Annotated in this window: 14 protein-coding genes and 1 riboswitch; of the genes, 10 read left to right on the top strand and 4 right to left on the bottom strand. The window is 66.4% G+C overall.

Annotation, left to right across the window (positions count from 1 at the left end; genetic code table 11):
• Positions 1 to 28: 28 nt before the first annotated feature.
• The 6 genes from B215_RS0117505 (at position 29) to B215_RS21905 (ending at position 6,024) form a co-directional block, all read left to right on the top strand.
• Complete coding sequence (locus B215_RS0117505; RefSeq protein ID WP_019370940.1) at positions 29 to 826, top strand: sterol desaturase family protein; 798 nt, start codon at positions 29 to 31, stop codon at positions 824 to 826.
• Positions 771 to 1,175 carry a DUF2141 domain-containing protein gene (locus B215_RS0117500; RefSeq protein WP_272942600.1) on the top strand — a complete coding sequence of 135 codons (405 nt, stop codon included), beginning with the start codon at positions 771 to 773 and terminating at the stop codon, positions 1,173 to 1,175. The genes B215_RS0117505 and B215_RS0117500 overlap by 56 nt, the downstream gene beginning before the upstream one ends.
• A 66-nt stretch (positions 1,176 to 1,241) precedes the next feature.
• A complete protein-coding gene (locus B215_RS0117495; RefSeq protein WP_019370938.1) occupies positions 1,242 to 2,096 on the top strand; it encodes a MipA/OmpV family protein in 855 nt (284 codons plus the stop codon).
• 199 nt (positions 2,097 to 2,295) lie between these two features.
• Positions 2,296 to 2,997, top strand: a complete 702-nt coding sequence (locus tag B215_RS21910; RefSeq protein ID WP_019370937.1) for a PEPxxWA-CTERM sorting domain-containing protein — start codon at positions 2,296 to 2,298, stop codon at positions 2,995 to 2,997.
• 68 nt (positions 2,998 to 3,065) lie between these two features.
• Positions 3,066 to 3,176: riboswitch (TPP riboswitch) on the top strand.
• A gap of 46 nt (positions 3,177 to 3,222) precedes the next feature.
• Positions 3,223 to 5,094 (top strand): phosphomethylpyrimidine synthase ThiC, encoded by a 1,872-nt coding sequence (gene thiC / locus B215_RS0117485; RefSeq protein ID WP_019370936.1) that lies wholly within the window; start codon positions 3,223 to 3,225, stop codon positions 5,092 to 5,094.
• A 258-nt stretch (positions 5,095 to 5,352) separates the two neighbouring features.
• Positions 5,353 to 6,024, top strand: coding sequence for a PEPxxWA-CTERM sorting domain-containing protein (locus B215_RS21905; RefSeq protein WP_019370935.1), 672 nt, complete (start codon positions 5,353 to 5,355; stop codon positions 6,022 to 6,024).
• A 6-nt stretch (positions 6,025 to 6,030) separates the two neighbouring features.
• Here B215_RS21905 and ung read toward each other — a convergent pair whose 3' ends face one another.
• The gene (ung, locus tag B215_RS0117475; RefSeq protein ID WP_019370934.1) at positions 6,031 to 6,729 is read right to left on the bottom strand and encodes a uracil-DNA glycosylase; all 699 of its coding nucleotides are present in this window, start codon (positions 6,727 to 6,729) and stop codon (positions 6,031 to 6,033) included.
• A gap of 105 nt (positions 6,730 to 6,834) precedes the next feature.
• Here ung and B215_RS0117470 point away from each other — a divergent pair, with 105 nt between their 5' ends.
• Positions 6,835 to 7,392 carry a hypothetical protein gene (locus B215_RS0117470; protein ID WP_019370933.1) on the top strand — a complete coding sequence of 186 codons (558 nt, stop codon included), beginning with the start codon at positions 6,835 to 6,837 and terminating at the stop codon, positions 7,390 to 7,392.
• Here B215_RS0117470 and B215_RS0117465 read toward each other — a convergent pair.
• The gene (locus tag B215_RS0117465; protein ID WP_019370932.1) at positions 7,382 to 7,804 is read right to left on the bottom strand and encodes a DUF1810 domain-containing protein; all 423 of its coding nucleotides are present in this window, start codon (positions 7,802 to 7,804) and stop codon (positions 7,382 to 7,384) included. The two genes, B215_RS0117470 and B215_RS0117465, sit on opposite strands and share 11 nt — an antisense overlap.
• A 13-nt stretch (positions 7,805 to 7,817) precedes the next feature.
• Positions 7,818 to 8,549, bottom strand: coding sequence for a bifunctional 2-polyprenyl-6-hydroxyphenol methylase/3-demethylubiquinol 3-O-methyltransferase UbiG (ubiG, locus tag B215_RS0117460; RefSeq protein ID WP_026009370.1), 732 nt, complete (start codon positions 8,547 to 8,549; stop codon positions 7,818 to 7,820).
• Between the two features lie 58 nt (positions 8,550 to 8,607).
• On the opposite strand from ubiG, the gene B215_RS0117455 reads away from it, so the two are divergent.
• Complete coding sequence (locus B215_RS0117455) at positions 8,608 to 9,879, top strand: aspartate kinase (RefSeq protein ID WP_019370930.1); 1,272 nt, start codon at positions 8,608 to 8,610, stop codon at positions 9,877 to 9,879.
• A 28-nt stretch (positions 9,880 to 9,907) separates the two neighbouring features.
• Here B215_RS0117455 and B215_RS0117450 read toward each other — a convergent pair whose 3' ends face one another.
• On the bottom strand, positions 9,908 to 12,493 hold the full coding sequence (locus B215_RS0117450) for a glycosyl hydrolase 115 family protein (protein ID WP_019370929.1): 2,586 nt from the start codon (positions 12,491 to 12,493) through the stop codon (positions 9,908 to 9,910).
• Between the two features lie 135 nt (positions 12,494 to 12,628).
• Between B215_RS0117450 and B215_RS0117445 the strand changes: the two genes are divergently transcribed.
• Both B215_RS0117445 and ptsP read left to right on the top strand, forming a co-directional pair.
• Positions 12,629 to 13,660 carry an NAD(P)H-dependent flavin oxidoreductase gene (locus B215_RS0117445; RefSeq protein ID WP_019370928.1) on the top strand — a complete coding sequence of 344 codons (1,032 nt, stop codon included), beginning with the start codon at positions 12,629 to 12,631 and terminating at the stop codon, positions 13,658 to 13,660.
• Between the two features lie 78 nt (positions 13,661 to 13,738).
• Positions 13,739 to 16,015 (top strand): phosphoenolpyruvate--protein phosphotransferase, encoded by a 2,277-nt coding sequence (ptsP, locus tag B215_RS0117440; RefSeq protein ID WP_019370927.1) that lies wholly within the window; start codon positions 13,739 to 13,741, stop codon positions 16,013 to 16,015.
• The last annotated feature ends 57 nt before the right edge of the window (positions 16,016 to 16,072 follow it).

Here is a 16,072-nt window from a genome sequence, read left to right as displayed (position 1 = left end):
GCGCCGCGAAGGCGTAGCAGGCTCTGCCATGGACATCGCCCTTGCCTTGCTGACCTCCGCGGTCGTCATGACGGTGATCGTCGGGGTGCGCTATCTCGCGGCGTCCGCTGGATTCGCGCTCGCCACGCGGCTGCGGCATCCCGGCCTCTATGCCGGGCTGGATCGGCAGATTCGCAAAGAAATCGGCTGGAGCCTCGCCTCTACCGCGATCTACGGCATCCCCGCCGGCATCGTCGCGTGGGGCTGGAAGGCGCAGGGCTGGACGCGCATCTATGACGATGTCCATGCCTGGCCGCTCTGGTATCTGCCGGTGTCGGCGTTCCTGTACCTGTTCCTGCACGACAGCTGGTTCTACTGGACGCACCGGGCGATGCACATGCCGGCGCTTTTTCGTCGCTACCATGCCGTCCACCACGCCAGCCGTCCGCCCACCGCCTGGGCGGCGATGAGTTTCCATTGGGGCGAGGCGCTGTCGGGCGCAATCGTGATACCGCTGCTGGTCTTCGTGATTCCCATTCATGTCGCCGCGCTCGGCTTGGTGCTGACGATCATGACGGTTATGGGGGTGACTAATCATATGGGTTGGGAGATCTTCCCAGCGTGGTTGTGGCGGGGGCCAGTCGGGGCGTGGGTGATCACCGCGAGCCATCATCAGCGCCACCATGAACGATATGGGTGCAACTATGGGCTTTATTTCCGGTTCTGGGACCGGCTGTGCGGGACGGACCAGGGGTTGGGGCAGTTCCAGGGCACGCCGCGCGCTCGCCGCGCTGGCTCTGTTCCCGATACTGGGCGGCGGATCGCCACTGGCGACGCTGGAGATTGATTTCGTCAAACTGCGTTCGAGTCGCGGGCTGCTGCAGGTGTGCATCGCGCCTGCGCCCTCCGTGTTTCCTGATTGCCGTGACGGCGGCGGCGCGATCAAGCGCTCGATTCCGGCGAGCGCGGGTCAGCTGCGCGTCACGGGCCTGGCGCCTGGCGACTATGCGGTCGCGGTGATCCACGACGCGAATGGCAACGGCAAGCTGGATACGATGATGGGTATCCCGCGCGAGGGCTTCGGCTTTTCGCGCAATCCGGCCATCGGGTTCGGCCCGCCCCGATTCACCGCCGCGCAGTTCCCGCTGACCGGCGGCAGCGATCGCCAGGAAGTGCGCATGCGCTATCTGCTATAACCGCGACAGGAACTGCGATCAGCGACCTGCGTTGCGCTGGTGCAACATCCGTCCCCGGAGCCTTTCATGTTTTCTGTTCGTACCGCGTACCACAGCACCTGCACGCTGCTCTGCCTGTCGATCGCGATGCCCGCCCTGGCCCAGCAATCGTCCGAACCCGCACCTGATCTGAGCGGAGATAGCGTAACGGTGGGGGCCGGCCTCGCCATCGTCCCCAGCTATGACGGTTCCGATCAGTCCGTGGTGACGGTCGCGCCAGCGGCGCGCGGCACTATTTCCGGCATCAACTTTTCGGTGCTGGGCGGTCGCGCCTGGGCCGATCTGATCGCCGACGGCGCTGGGCCAGGATGGGACTTTCAGGCGGGCCCGGTGGTCAATCTCAACCTCAACCGCACGGCGCGCATTCAGGATCGGCAGGTCCGCCAGCTCGGCAAGATCGATCCCGCGATCGAAGCGGGCGGTTTCATCGGCATTGGCAAGCAGGGCCTGATTACCAGCGACTATGACAAGCTGAGCGTCGGCGTTTCCTACACCAACGATGTCGGCACCGTGCACAAAAGCTATCTGGTCTCGCCGTCGGTTACGTATAGCACCCCGCTCAGCCGCAAGGCTTTCGTCGCACTCAACCTCTCGGCCAATTACATGGGCGACGGCTATGCGCGCACCTATTTCGGCGTCACGCCGGCGGGCAGCGCGGCAAGCGGACTGCCGGCCTTCACCGCGCGCAAGGGCTGGAAGGATTGGACGTTGGGCGCGCTGGGCAACGTATCGCTGACCGGCGATCTCCTCCACGGCCTCTCGATGGTGGGCGGCGTCGGCTATCGTCGCATGCTGGACGATGCCGCCGATTCGCCGGTGGTGCGGATCGCAGGTTCGCGCAACCAATGGTATGGTGCGCTGGGCCTCGCTTATACTTTCTGAAGGCAAGTCGGGGGCGGGAAGGACGCGCGGCGAAACGGGGCCTGCCCAAAGCGGGACGGTAATGCGGCGAACCGCTTATTTGACGTGCGCTTCCAAATTGATCCTACAACTTCCAAGCGTTACGCATCAATGCTAGGGTTCTGCTTGGTGCCATTCGACGCGATTGGGCGACGAGCAAGTGGACCGAACAGGGGGAGGCATGACATTGTATTCCGCATTCAAGGCCCTTGGTTTGGCCGCCGCGATGCTGGCGGTGCCGGCATCGGCGGCAACGATCGACACCAGCGGCGCCTATGTCGCGAAGATCGACAGCTTCGGCGCGCGTTCCACGCCGGTGTACGGGCAGACCTTTACGGTAGGCAGCGATAACGCGCTCAACAGCTTCACCTTCTTCCTGGGCGGCGGCGCGGTCAATGTGCGCGCCTATGTCTATGCCTGGAACGGCAACCGCGCGGTGGGCGGTGCCTATTACGCCAGCGATGCGCGCAGCTTTGGCGGCACGACGGGCACGGCTTTCGATGCGCTCCGCTTTGATGTCGGCGCAATCGATCTGGTGTCCGGAGGTCGCTATGTGGCGTTTCTGACCACGGCGGGGCTGACCCAGCCGTCGGGTGCAGGCGCTTGGATGCCGACCGCGGGCACGTTCGGCAGCAATCCCTATGGCGGCGGCGACTTCGTCTATGCCAATGCGGGTGACAGCGCTGCGAGCCTGCTGGCGCGGGATTGGGATGCAAGCGCCGGTGCGCTTGGCGACGTGCAGTTCCGGGCAGAATTCAGCGCCGGTGCGACGTCCGGCGTTCCCGAGCCGGCCGCCTGGGCCTTGCTGATTGGCGGCTTCGGCCTCACCGGCGGCATGCTGCGTGGCCGTCGCCGGGGAGCGCGCGTCGAAGCTCTCGTCTGATCTTGCCACTTCTGATAGATGGGCGGCGCGTCGGGATTGCTCGGCGCGCCGCTTGCGCGTAGACGGGTGCTCATTCCCCGGGGGACCGCTGGCGCAGCGGTTGAGAGGAAGGCTGCAGCCTTCGACCCGCTGAACCTGATCCGGTTGACACCGGCGTAGGGAGGGAGGGTCTTGTTCCCCGAGGTCCATCTGCTCTCCTTGCGTCCGCCCGAAGGAGAGACGAGCATGGCCGACATTCCCGCAAAGACTGAAATCGGCGTCACCACCGGCCCGATCCGCGGCAGCCGCAAGATCCATGTCGGCAAGCATCGCGTCGCGATGCGCGAGATCCACCTGGAGCCGGGCAGCGGCGAGCCGCCGGTGCGCGTGTACGATACGTCGGGCCCCTACACCGATCCCGATGCCCGTATCGACATCATGGCCGGCCTGCCGGCGCTGCGCCGCGACTGGATCCTCGGCCGCGGCGACGTCGAGGCCTATGACGCGCGCCAGGTGAAGCCCGAGGACAATGGCCTGAAGGGGCCGGACCGCTCGGCCGGCGTGCCGCAGTTCCCGAATGTCGTGAAGCGCCCGTTGCGCGCCAAGCCGGGCATGAACGTGTCCCAGATGCACTATGCCAAGCGCGGCATCATCACGCCCGAGATGGAATATGTCGCCGAGCGCGAGAATCTCGGCCGCGAGCGGCTGGCCGAATATGTCCGCGACGGGCAGGACTGGGGCGCCTCGATCCCCGATTACGTGACCCCGGAGTTCGTCCGCGACGAAGTCGCGCGCGGCCGGGCGATCATCCCGAACAACATCAACCACCCGGAAAGCGAGCCGATGGCGATCGGTCGCAACTTCCTGGTGAAGATCAACGCCAATATTGGCAACTCGGCGGTCGCCAGCGACGTGGCGAGCGAGGTCGACAAGATGGTCTGGTCGATCCGCTGGGGCGCGGACACGGTGATGGACCTCTCCACCGGCCGCAACATCCACGACACCCGCGAATGGATCCTGCGCAACTCGCCGGTGCCGATCGGCACGGTGCCGATCTACCAGGCGCTGGAAAAGGTGGGCGGCATCGCCGAGGATCTCACCTGGGAAATCTTCCGCGACACGCTGATCGAGCAGGCCGAGCAGGGCGTCGACTATTTCACCATCCATGCCGGCGTGCGGCTGCCGTACATCCCGATGACCGCCAAGCGCGTCACCGGCATCGTCAGCCGCGGCGGCTCGATCATGGCCAAGTGGTGCCTCGCGCATCACCGCGAATCGTTCCTGTACGAGCGGTTCGACGAGATCACCGAGATCATGAAGGCCTATGACATCGCCTATTCGCTGGGCGACGGCCTGCGCCCCGGCTCGATCGCCGACGCCAATGACGAGGCGCAGTTCGCCGAGCTCTACACGCTGGGCGAGCTGACCAAGCGCGCCTGGGAACAGGACGTACAGGTAATGATCGAGGGCCCCGGCCATGTGCCGATGCACAAGATCAAGCAGAACATGGAAAAGCAGCTCGAGGCGTGCGGCGAGGCGCCCTTCTACACGCTCGGGCCGCTGACCACCGACATCGCGCCGGGCTATGACCACATCACCAGCGGAATCGGCGCGGCGATGATCGGCTGGTACGGCACGGCGATGCTCTGCTACGTCACGCCCAAGGAGCATCTGGGGCTCCCAGATCGCGACGACGTGAAGGTGGGCGTGGTCACCTACAAGCTGGCGGCGCACGCGGCGGACCTCGCCAAGGGCCATCCGGCGGCGAAGGTGCGCGACGACGCGCTGAGCCGCGCGCGCTTCGAGTTCCGCTGGCGCGACCAGTTCAACCTGTCGCTCGATCCGGACACGGCGGAGCAGTATCACGACCAGACGCTGCCGGCCGAGGGCGCCAAGACCGCGCATTTCTGCTCGATGTGCGGGCCGAAATTCTGCTCGATGAAGATCACCCAGGAAGTGCGCGACTTCGCGGCGAAGCAGAACGCCTCGGCCGATACCTTCCTCGCAGCGACGCCGGCGACGGTGGATGCCGAGACGGGCATGGCCGAGATGAGCAAGGTGTTCCGCGAGACCGGCAGCGAGCTTTACATGGGCGCCGGCGGCCGCGAGCACGATTGATCCCATCGACCCCAGGGTCGGTTTCCCACAACGTTTTTCTTCCGCCGCCCTCCATCACGCCGGCCGGCGGAAGGAGGACAGTAATAGTCGTGCCTATGCACGGAACCATCCTTCGCTCCGCACGATTCTGAATCCTTACGGTTAACGACATATTTACCAAATGAGACGCAGAAACATGCGTACGACGAGGGTGGATGGTTGATACGCCTTAGTCCGCGCGCGGTGTCGCGAGGGTTGGGTGGCAAGAGGGGAAAGAAAATGCACAAGAGGATCGTCTCCTTCGCTCTGGCACTGGCGGTCGCCGCTGCGCCCGCCGCTGCGCAGACGCTGACGAACAGCAACCGGATCAACATTCCCGATACCGGCCAGGCGCTGAGCTCCATCGATGTTTCCGGTCTCCAGGGCACGATCTCCAGCCTGTCCCTTACCCTCAACGGGGTGAACCACAGCTATTCGGACGACCTGGTTTTCGGGCTCGTGGCGGAGGATCTCCAGCTCGGCTTGATCTTCTGGAGCGGTGCGGGCGGGAACAACGCCGTCAGCAACGCGACCGTCACGTTCAACGATGCCGCCGCCGGCTTCCTGCCCTATCCGCTGTTCGACATGGGCCCGGTCACGACCGGCAGCTATCTGCCGTCGAACTGGTACGCCTATGGCATCAACGGCGTTGGCGATGTCTTGTCCTTCGCCGACTTCGCCGGCTACGATCCCAATGGCCGGTGGACCCTGTTGGCGGCAGACACGGCGGCGGGGGATATCGGCTCGGTCGATCGCGGATGGAGCCTCAGTTTCACCACTACCGGCACGGGCGGCGCAGGCCCCGTGCCGGAGCCCGCGGCCTGGGCGATGCTGATCGGCGGCTTCGCGCTGGCCGGCGCGGCGTTGCGCCGCCAACGCCGCCCTTCGGTGACCGTGTCGTTCGCCGCCTGAGAGCGTTCAAGCAACCGGCGGCAGCGCCCAATCGATCGGCTTCTGGCCAATGCTTTCCAAAAAAGCATTGGCCTTGCTGAAATGCCGGCACCCGAAAAAGCCCGAATGCGCGGATAGCGGCGAAGGATGGGGTGCCTTCAACACCAGGTGCCGGCCGCCCTTGTCGATCGAATCGACGAACGCGGCCTTTTTCTGCGCATGGCTGCCCCAGAGCAGAAACACCACCGGCTCCGGCCGGGCGTTGACCAGCCGGATCACCGCGTCGGTAAAGCGCTCCCAGCCCTGGCCCTGATGCGCCGCGGCGCGGCCCATCTCCACCGTCAGCACCGCATTAAGCAGCAGCACGCCCTGGCGCGCCCAATGCTCCAGGAAACCGTGCTGCGCGCGCGGGATGCCGAGATCGGTCTCCATCTCCTTGTAGATGTTCACCAGACTCGGCGGCGTGCGCACGCCGGGGCGGACGGAGAAGCACAGACCATGGGCCTGACCTTCGCCATGATAGGGATCCTGGCCGAGAATCACGACGCGCACCGCCTCCAGCGGCGTCAGGTCAAGCGCGCGAAACCATTCGCTCCCGGCCGGGAAGATGCGCTTTCCCGCCGCCTTTTCGGCCTGCAGATAGCTGCGCAGGGCAGCCATATAGGGTTGCGCGAATTCCTGTTGGAGGGGTGCTAGCCAACTCGGATGCAGCTTGATCGTCGACATGGAAACCGTCTGTCCGGTGCCGGAGCGGGTGTGTCAATCAGCAGCTATTGACAGCGTTGACGCTCGCGATAGCCTGATCTCAACGAAAACAAGAGGAGGGGTGTCATGAAATCATGGCTGATTGCGGCAGCGTGCTGTCTGCCTTTCATCGATGCGTCACCTGCACGGGCGCAGGCACAGCAGCAAAGCGATATATCACAGCAAATCATCAATTCGCCCACGCCGGAGACGTTCACCGTCTATGGTCTCAGCGCCAAGCCGGCGGTGGTAAAGGACAAGAATGTGCAAGGCGGCCGGGCAATACGCGTGCCGATCGCCGGCGGTTCGGATCAGCCGTGGAGCGTGGGCCTGATCTCCGCCATCAACCAGCCCGTGAAGAAGGGTGACAAGCTGGTGGTCGCGGTCTGGGCGCGCGCCGAAAAGCTGCCGGAGGGTGCCACCACCGCAAAGATCGCCACGATCCAGGTAGGGCTCGCCAAGGAGCCTTATACCACCGTCTTCAAGGGGGAAGCCGAAGTCGGCACGGAATGGAAGATGGTGCACGTCGCGGGAACCGTCGACCGCGATTATGCTCCCGGCGACATTTCCGTTTCGCTGCATCTGGCGACGGCGAAGCAGGTGCTAGACATCGGACCCATTCTGTTGCTCGACCTTAACAAGTGATCCGGCGCAGCGTCTCGCGATCGCGGACGCCGTCGTAGAATGCATCGAGACAGGCGGCGAATATGCTGCCTGTCTCCGTGTCCGCGGCTTCGAACAGCGTCATCGACGAGCGGAACTTCACGGCGTCGATTCCGCCAAGCACCGCCTCTGCCGAGCGCTTGCCGGCATGGTCGAGCATCGCGGCCGACGCCTCCCGCAGCCGCGCACCAAGCAGCGGGTGCTGGAGATAGGCCTTCGCCTCCGTGAGATCGGCGATGGCGTAGCGCTGCGACATCGCGCTGGTGCCCAGCCCGGCAATCTGCGGGAACACGTACCAGATCCAGTGGCTGGTCTTGCGGCCATGCCGGAGTTCGGCCAGCGCGGCCGCATAGTCACCCGCCTGTGCGGCGACGAAGCGGTCGAGCGGGCCCATGGCGGTCTCCTCGTCAGGCGCGGATCGCGGTCACCAGATAGTTGAGCGCGTCGTTCTCGCTCACCACAAACCCGCGAGCCGGCGAAAAGCTCAGCCCCTGGCGATCGATCACGCGCATGCCGGCGTCGGCAAGCAGCGCCTCCAGCTCCTCGGGCTTGAGGAAGCGCCGCCAGTCGTGCGTGCCCTTGGGAATCGCGCCGGTGCCCTCGGCCAGAGTGATCATCGCCAGCCGCGACAGCGGCGTGCGGTTGGGCGTGGAGAGCACCATCAGCCCGTCCTCGGCCAGCGCGCCCGCCAGACCGCGGACGAAGCCGGCGGGGTCGCTGACATGTTCGATCACTTCCATCGAGGTGACGAGATCGAAGCTGCGGCCCGCCAGATCTTCGATGCCTCCATGGATATAATCGATGGGCAGTCCCGACAGCTCGGCGTGCGCGCGCGCCGCACCGATATTCTCACCCGCCGCGTCCACGCCGGTGACCTGCGCGCCCAACCGGGCCAACGGTTCGCAGAGCAACCCGGCGCCGCAACCCACATCGATCGCCGTCTTACCGCCAAGGGGCGTGAAGCCCGCCGAGTCGCCGGGCCAATGCGTGTCGATCGCGCGGCGGATATAGCCGAGCCGCGCAGGATTCAGTCTGTGCAGCATGGCGGAGGAGCCTTTTGGATTCCACCAATCGGCCGCCAGACGACCGAAATGTTCCGCTTCACGGGGGTCAATCGTAGCTATTGTTGCGTTCGGCATCGCTGGCTCCTATCAGGCACGCCCATCTCTCCCAAGGGCAGGAAACAAGCAACCAGCCATGGCGCGTATCGTAATGAAGTTCGGCGGCACATCGATGGCCGGGATCGAGCGTATCCGCAGCGTTGCCGCCCGCGTCAAACGCGAGTGGGAGGCGGGCAACCAGGTCGCCGTTGTCGTCTCGGCCATGGCAGGCGAGACCGATCGGCTGGTCGGCTTCTGCCGCGAGGCCTCGTCGCTGTACGACCCCAAGGAATATGACGTCGTCGTCTCCGCCGGCGAGCAGATCACCAGCGGCCTGCTGGCGATCGCGCTGCAGGCGATCGGCGTGCCGGCGCGTTCGTGGCTCGGCTGGCAGCTGCCGGTGCAGACCTCGGACGCCTTCGCCAAGGCGCGCATCGAGGACATCGGCACCGACGCGCTGCTCGCCAGCATGGAAGGCGGCGAAGTCGCGGTGGTGCCGGGATTCCAGGGCGTGCACGAAGGCCGCATCACCACGCTCGGCCGTGGCGGATCGGACACTTCGGCGGTGGCGGTGGCGGCGGCGGTGAAGGCGGATCGCTGCGACATCTACACCGATGTCGACGGGGTCTACACGACGGACCCGCGCATCGTGCCCCGCGCGCGCAAGCTGAAGCGCGTGACCTATGAGGAAATGCTCGAACTCGCCAGCGTCGGCGCCAAGGTGCTCCAGACCCGTTCGGTCGGCCTGGCGATGAAGGAAGGGGTTCGCGTGCAGGTGCTCTCGTCCTTCACGGGCGACGACGCGCCGATGGCAGATACATTGCCCGGGACGATGATCGTGGGCGAAGAGGAGATTCAGGACGTGGAACGCCAGCTCATCACCGGCATCGCGCACGACAAGAACGAGGCCAAGATCACGCTGACCGCCGTGCCGGACAAGCCCGGTGCGGTGGCATCGATCTTCACCCCGCTCGCCGATGCCAGCATCAACGTGGACATGATCATCCAGAACATCGCGCACCAGAGCGCCGGCAGCGCCAGCGCTACCGACGTGACGTTCACGGTGCCGGCGGCGGATCTGGCGCGCTCGATCGAGATCCTCAACCAGTCGCGCGCGACGATCGGCTTCAGCGACATCACGCATGATACCCGCGTGGCGAAGGTGTCGGTGGTAGGCGTGGGCATGCGCAGCCATGCCGGTGTCGCCGCGACGATGTTCCAGACGCTGGGCGCGCGCGGCATCAACATCCAGGCGATCACCACCTCCGAGATCAAGGTCTCGGTGCTGATCGAGGAAGACTATACCGAGTTGGCGGTGCGCGTGCTGCACACCGCCTATGGCCTCGACGCCGACGACGTCGCCGCCTGACCTTGTACCGGAGGCGTGGCCGAAGCGGCTACGCCTCCGTCGTCACGACGAGGCGCTGCAGGACGACATTGTCGTCGATGCGCCATACCTTCACGACGTGCCGGCCGGCGGCCACCGCGGGAAAGCGGGCGGTGATCGTGCGCCCATTTTCTTCCACCGCCTTGTTCCAATCACGCTGGGCCTGGGTGGTCGTCGCATTGGGGGCGGGGACGAGGCTGTCGGTGAGGATTTGCACCGGCCCGTCGTTCACCGACACGCCGATCCGCTGCTGGTTGCGGCCGGTGGTGTCGAGCGTCGGCACCAGTTCCAGCGCCACCTCCAGCGGGCCGCCCTTGGGTAGCGTTACCGCATAATCGACATGGACCCCGTCGGCAGCGGCGGTGGCAGGGCGCCCCTGCGGAAAGGTCGTCACGGCGCCCAGCGTGCGACCGAGATGCGGCACCCGGCGCCAGCTTAGCCCCTTGCCGCCGCTGGCCGCTGCGAAGTCCGGCGCCTCGATCACGATCTGATCGATGGGCAGGGCAGGCGCGACGAAGACGATCGGCGCGGCCTTGCCGTCGACCCGGCGCACCGCCGGCATCACCTGCTGCCTGGGTTCCTGCCAGCTGGTATAGCCGATATGGGTCTGGGCCATCATCCCGTCCCATTTGCCGCCGTTCAGCGCGTGATAGGCAGCGGTGATCTCCGCGTCGCGGGCGAAGGCGCGCTCGGCCTGCTCGGCAAAGCGGTTGGCGCGGGCATCGCCGGCGGCGGCGAGGCGGCGGTTCCACGCCACGGCGTAGTAGAGCCGGTAGACGTTCGCGACGGCGAGGATCGGATGCTCGACCAGCTGAAACCAGGCGTCGCGCGCGTCGGCGGCAATGCGCGGCTTCACCGCCGCCATGTCGCGCTCCAGCGCCTCCCATTCGGCGACCACGCGGCCGAAGTCGCCGCCGTCCAGCTTGCCGTCGCTGCGGACCGGCCCCAGCGCGAAGCTGTCGGCGTCGAGCAGCTCGGGCTTGCGCCGCGCGGCGAGCTGGCCATAGCGGGTGAGCAGCGCACCCACCTTCTCGGCGTGTGCCTGCCCGAACGCTGCACCGGCCCAGCGCGCCGGGTAGGCGGTCATCGCCTCGAGCGTCATCGCCTCGGGGTTCCAGGCCTGGTCGAGGAAGAAGCTCAAGGGGAATTCCATCGGCTTTAGATCGCCGACATTGACGATCCAGATGGTGCGCGCGCCGCGCTGCCAGGCGAGGTCCATCTGCTGCCAGGTCTTCTCGATCTGGTTGGTGTTCAGCCACTTGTAGTTGCGCGGCGCGCCGACATAATCGAAATGGTAATAGACCCCATACCCGCCCTTGCGGTTGAGATCGACGGTGGCGAGCCGGCGGATCTGGCCCCAGTTGTCGTCGGCGAAGAGCAGCGTCACATCGTCCGGCACGCGCATGCCGTGGTCGTAATAGTCCTGCACTTCCTTGTAGAGCGCCCACATTTGCGGCGTCGCCTCGGCCGGGCGGGCGGTTACGTCCGCCAGGATGCTGCGCTGGTCGGTGACGATCTTTTCTAGCAGTTCGGTGGCGGTGCCCTCCGCCATCGCCTCGTCGCCGTCGCCGCGCATGCCGACGGTGACCAGGCATTCATAGCCCTTGCCGTCGCCCTTCGACATCATCCGCTCGATGCCGCCGCGCCAGAAGCGGCGGAGATTCTCGGCATTGGTCGCATAATCCCATTTGCCGCCGGTGACGCCCTTGTCGGTATTGCGGTGCCATTCCTCCTGCGCGCGGGTCATCGGTTCGTGATGGGAGGTGCCCATCACCACGCCCATCGCGTCGGCCAGGACCATGTTCTGCGGATCGTCGTCGTTGAACGCCTTGCCCCACATCGGCGGCCACAGATAATTGCCCCTGAGCCGCAGCAGCAGCTCGAAGACATGAGCGTACATCGCGGCGTTGATCCCGCCGAAATGCTGCTTCGCCCAGCTGCTGAAGGCCGGATCCTCGTCGTTGATGAAGAAGCCGCGATAGCGCACGCGCGGCTGGTCGCGGCGGCTGCCGGGGGCGAGCGTCACGTCGGCGCGACGGCGCACCGGCACGTCGGCGAACCAGTGCCAGGGCGACACGCCGATCCGCTGCGACACGTCATAGGTGCCATAGACCGCGCCGCGACGATCCGCGCCGACGATCACCAGCGCCTGGGGGATGCCGGGGGCGGGGTTGTCGAGCACGATCTGGCGATAGGCTTCCCATTCACCCTGCAGGTCGCGCAGGTCGATCCTGCCTTCCCGCACAAGGGCGTCGATCATCGGGCAGCGGCCGAGCTCGCCGATCAGCACCACGGGGCCACGCGCGTCCGTAAGCCGGGCCAGGCGTTGCGGTGCGGTGCCGCCGACCCGGGCAAGATCCTGCGCAAAGGCATCGGCGACATGGGCGAGGGCGGCGTTGGCGCCGGCGTCCACCACCAGCGCGGCGGGCACGCCGCCGCGGATCAGCGGAAAGCCGCGGCCGCCGGACTGCACCTGGCCGAGCGGCTCCGGCGCTGCGCCCGCACGGGGGGCGCCGGCGATCAACGTGGCGGCGGCGGATGCCTGCAGCAGCGTACGACGATCGACATTTGCGGGGACTTTTGCGGGCCCGGACATCACAACTCCTGCGATTTCTTGTCGTTGATAGCGTTACCATGCCGATCGTAACCCGCGGGAGCAAGCGCCAAACCGGTCTGGTTGCGTGATTGCGCCCCCTTGCAGAAGGCGCCCGGACAGCGCTAGGCGCGCGCCATGACTACCACCTCCTCGATCGGCGCCGAGCGCCTGGCACGCCGCATGGCGCGCGGTTGCGACTTCCTGGGCAGCGAGGTGGCGATCCTCGCCGGCGCGATGTCATGGGTGTCGGAGCGGAGCCTGGTATCGGCGATTTCGAATGCCGGCGGCTTCGGCGTGATCGCGTGCGGCGCGATGAGCCCCGAGCTGCTCGATGCCGAAATCGCCGCGACCAAGGCGCTGACCGACAAGCCGTTCGGCGTGAACCTGATCACCATGCACCCGCAGCTGTTTGACCTGATCGCGGTGTGCGCCAAGCACGGTGTCGGCCATGTCGTGCTCGCGGGCGGATTGCCGCCGGCCGGCTCGCTGGACGCGATCAAGGGCAACGGCGCCAAGCTGATCTGCTTCGCTCCGGCGCTCAGCCTGGCGAAGAAGCTGATCCGATCGGGCGTCGATGCGCTGGTGGTGGAAGGCATGGAGGCGGGCGGCCATATCGGACCGGTCTCCACCAGCGTGCTGGCGCAGGAAATCCTGCCCGAAGTGGCGGAGCAGGTGCCCGTGTTCGTCGCCGGCGGCATCGGGCGCGGCGAGGCCATCGCCGGCTATCTCGACATGGGGGCAGCGGGCGTGCAGCTCGGCACGCGCTTCGCGGCTTCCAGCGAAAGCATCGCCCACGCCAATTTCAAGAAGGCGTTCATCCGCGCCTCCGCCCGCGACGCGATCGCCAGCGTTCAGATCGATCCGCGCCTACCGGTCATCCCCGTGCGTGCCCTGAAGAATGCCGGCAGCGATGCCTTCACCGCCAAGCAGCGCGAAGTGGCGCAGGCGCTGGACGAAGGCGTGATCGCAATGGCCGAGGCGCAGCTGCAGATCGAGCATTACTGGGCGGGCGCGCTGCGCCGCGCGGTGATCGATGGTGATGTCGAGCATGGCAGCCTGATGGCGGGCCAGTCGGTCGGCATGGTCACCAAGGAAGAGCCGGTGGCCGACATCATCGCCACGCTGATGGCTGAAGCCGCCCATGCGCTGGAGAAGCGCACGACCTGAGTGCGTCAAAGCAATGCTGCGTGCCTTTTGCTGCACACCCGGTTGGCGCAGCGTTGCACAATCTGATAGCGCTGCACCATGGCCTTGACCGCAGCCGCCTCCGCCCGGGAAATCCTGACCCGCCTTCACGATCTGATGGCGAAGCGGCTGCCGGCGCAATCCAAGCTCAACGCCGTGGTCAACATCATCGGCGAGGCGCTGCACAGCGAGGTCTGCTCGATCTACCTGCTGCGCGAAGGCGTGCTGGAACTGTTCGCCACGCGCGGGCTGAAGCAGGAGGCCGTGCACGTCACCAAGCTGGGCCTGGGCGAGGGCCTGGTCGGCACCATCGCGGCCAATGTCGAGACGCTGAACCTCGACGAGGCGACCAGCCACCCCAATTTCGTGCACAATCCCGAGACGGGCGAAGAGCGGTTCCACAGCTTTGCCGGCGTGCCGATCATCCGGCGCGAACGCGCGGTGGGCGTGCTCGCCGTGCAGCATGTCGATCCGCGCCGCTATGCCGATATCGAGATCGAAGCGCTGCAGACGGTGGCGATGGTGCTTTCCGAGCTGATCGCCAACGCCGAGCTGATCGACTTGGCCGGCGGCACGTCCACGCGGCTGCAGCCGACCAGTGCCAGCAGCGTCCGCGGCTTTGCGCTGGTGGACGGCATGGCCCGCGGCGTCGCGGTGTTCCACCAGCCGCGCATCGTGATCGAGCACACCGTAGCCGACGATATCGAGGCCGAACGCCATCGCGTCTATGCGGCGTTCGACAAGATGCGCGATCAGATCGAACGCATGACCAGCCAGGCCGAATTCGGCAGCGGCGGGGAGCATGAGGAGATCCTCGCCACCTACAAGATGTTCGCCTATGACGAAGGCTGGAGCCGCCGGATCAACGAGGCGATCGATTCCGGCCTTACGGCAGAGGCGGCGATCGAGCGGGTGCAGCAGCGCACCCGGATGCGCATGCGCGAGATCGACGATCCGCTGCTCAGCGATCGGATGCACGATCTGGAGGATCTTTCCAATCGGTTGCTGCGCATCGTCTCCGGCCAGCTCGGGACGGCGGCGCAGCTGGGCCTGCGGCAGGATTCGATCCTGATCGCGCGCAATCTGGGGCCGGCCGAACTGCTGGAATATGATCGCCGCCGCCTGAAGGGCGTGGTGCTGGAAGAAGGCTCGCTGACCGCGCACGTCACCATCGTCGCGCGGGCGATGGGCGTGCCGGTGCTGGGCCGCGTGCGCGACGTGCGGCGCGAAGTGGCCGAGGGCGATCTTCTGCTGCTCGACGTGGGCGAGCAGAGCCTGTTCGTGCGACCGACGCTGGCGATCGAGGAGGCATTCGAGGCCAAGCTCGCGCTCAGCCAGAAGCGTCGCGCCGTTTTCGCCAAGCTGCGGAACGAGGCACCGGTGACCCGTGACGGCCACCGCGTGACGGTGATGGTCAATGCCGGCCTGCGCGACGATGTGGCGGCGCTCGATCTCGCCGGGGCCGACGGCATCGGCCTGTTCCGTACCGAATTCCAGTTCCTGGTTTCCGCCACCCTGCCGCAGCGCGAGGAACAGCGTCGGCTGTATCGCGACGTGCTCGATATCGCCGGCGATCGGCCCGTCATTTTCCGGACGGTGGATATCGGCGGGGACAAGGCACTGCCCTATCTGAACCATGACGAGGATGGGGAGGAGGAGAACCCGGCGATGGGGTGGCGGGCGTTGCGCCTCGCGCTCGACCGCGACGGGCTGATGAAGGCGCAGGCGCGGGCGCTGATCGAAGCGGCGGCGGGGCGCACGCTGAACGTGATGTTCCCCATGGTTTCCGAGCCCTGGGAGTTCGACGAGGCGCGCGCGCTGTTCGAGGCGCAGCGGACCTGGCTGGCGGCGCGCGGGCGCAAGCTGCCCAACGCGATCCGCTATGGTGCGATGCTGGAAGTGCCGGCGCTGGCCGAAGTGCTCGACCTGCTGCTGCCCAGGCTGGATTTCCTGTCGATCGGCACCAACGATCTGACGCAGTTCCTGTTCGCGGCCGACAGGGCCCATCCCAAGCTGGCGCTGCGCTATGACTGGCTCAGCCCGGCCATCCTGCGCTTTCTCCGCCGCGTGATCGATCAGGCACGGGCTGCGAATGTGCCGGTGGCGGTGTGCGGTGAAATGGGCGGGCGACCGCTGGAGGCGCTGGCGCTGATCGGGCTCGGCATCGATCGACTGTCGATCACGCCTGCCGCGGTCGGGCCGATCAAGGCGATGGTGCGATCGCTCGATCGCGAAGCGGCGCTTGCGGCGGTGCAGGCGATGCTCGATCAGCCCGAACGCTCCGTGCGGACCATGCTGGGGGCCTGGGCCGATGCGAACGGCGTTGAATTGGCTTAAGGGATCGGCGGATTGATGTCGCGGCGGCGTTGACAGCCCCCGCATCGAGAAGGCATC

It is taken from the genome of Sphingomonas sp. ATCC 31555 (assembly GCF_000282895.1).
In the GTDB taxonomy this organism is placed as follows: Bacteria; Pseudomonadota; Alphaproteobacteria; order Sphingomonadales; family Sphingomonadaceae; genus Sphingomonas.
The sequence above is the reverse complement of the archived record's forward strand: the minus strand, read 5'-3'. Positions and strand labels throughout refer to the sequence as shown.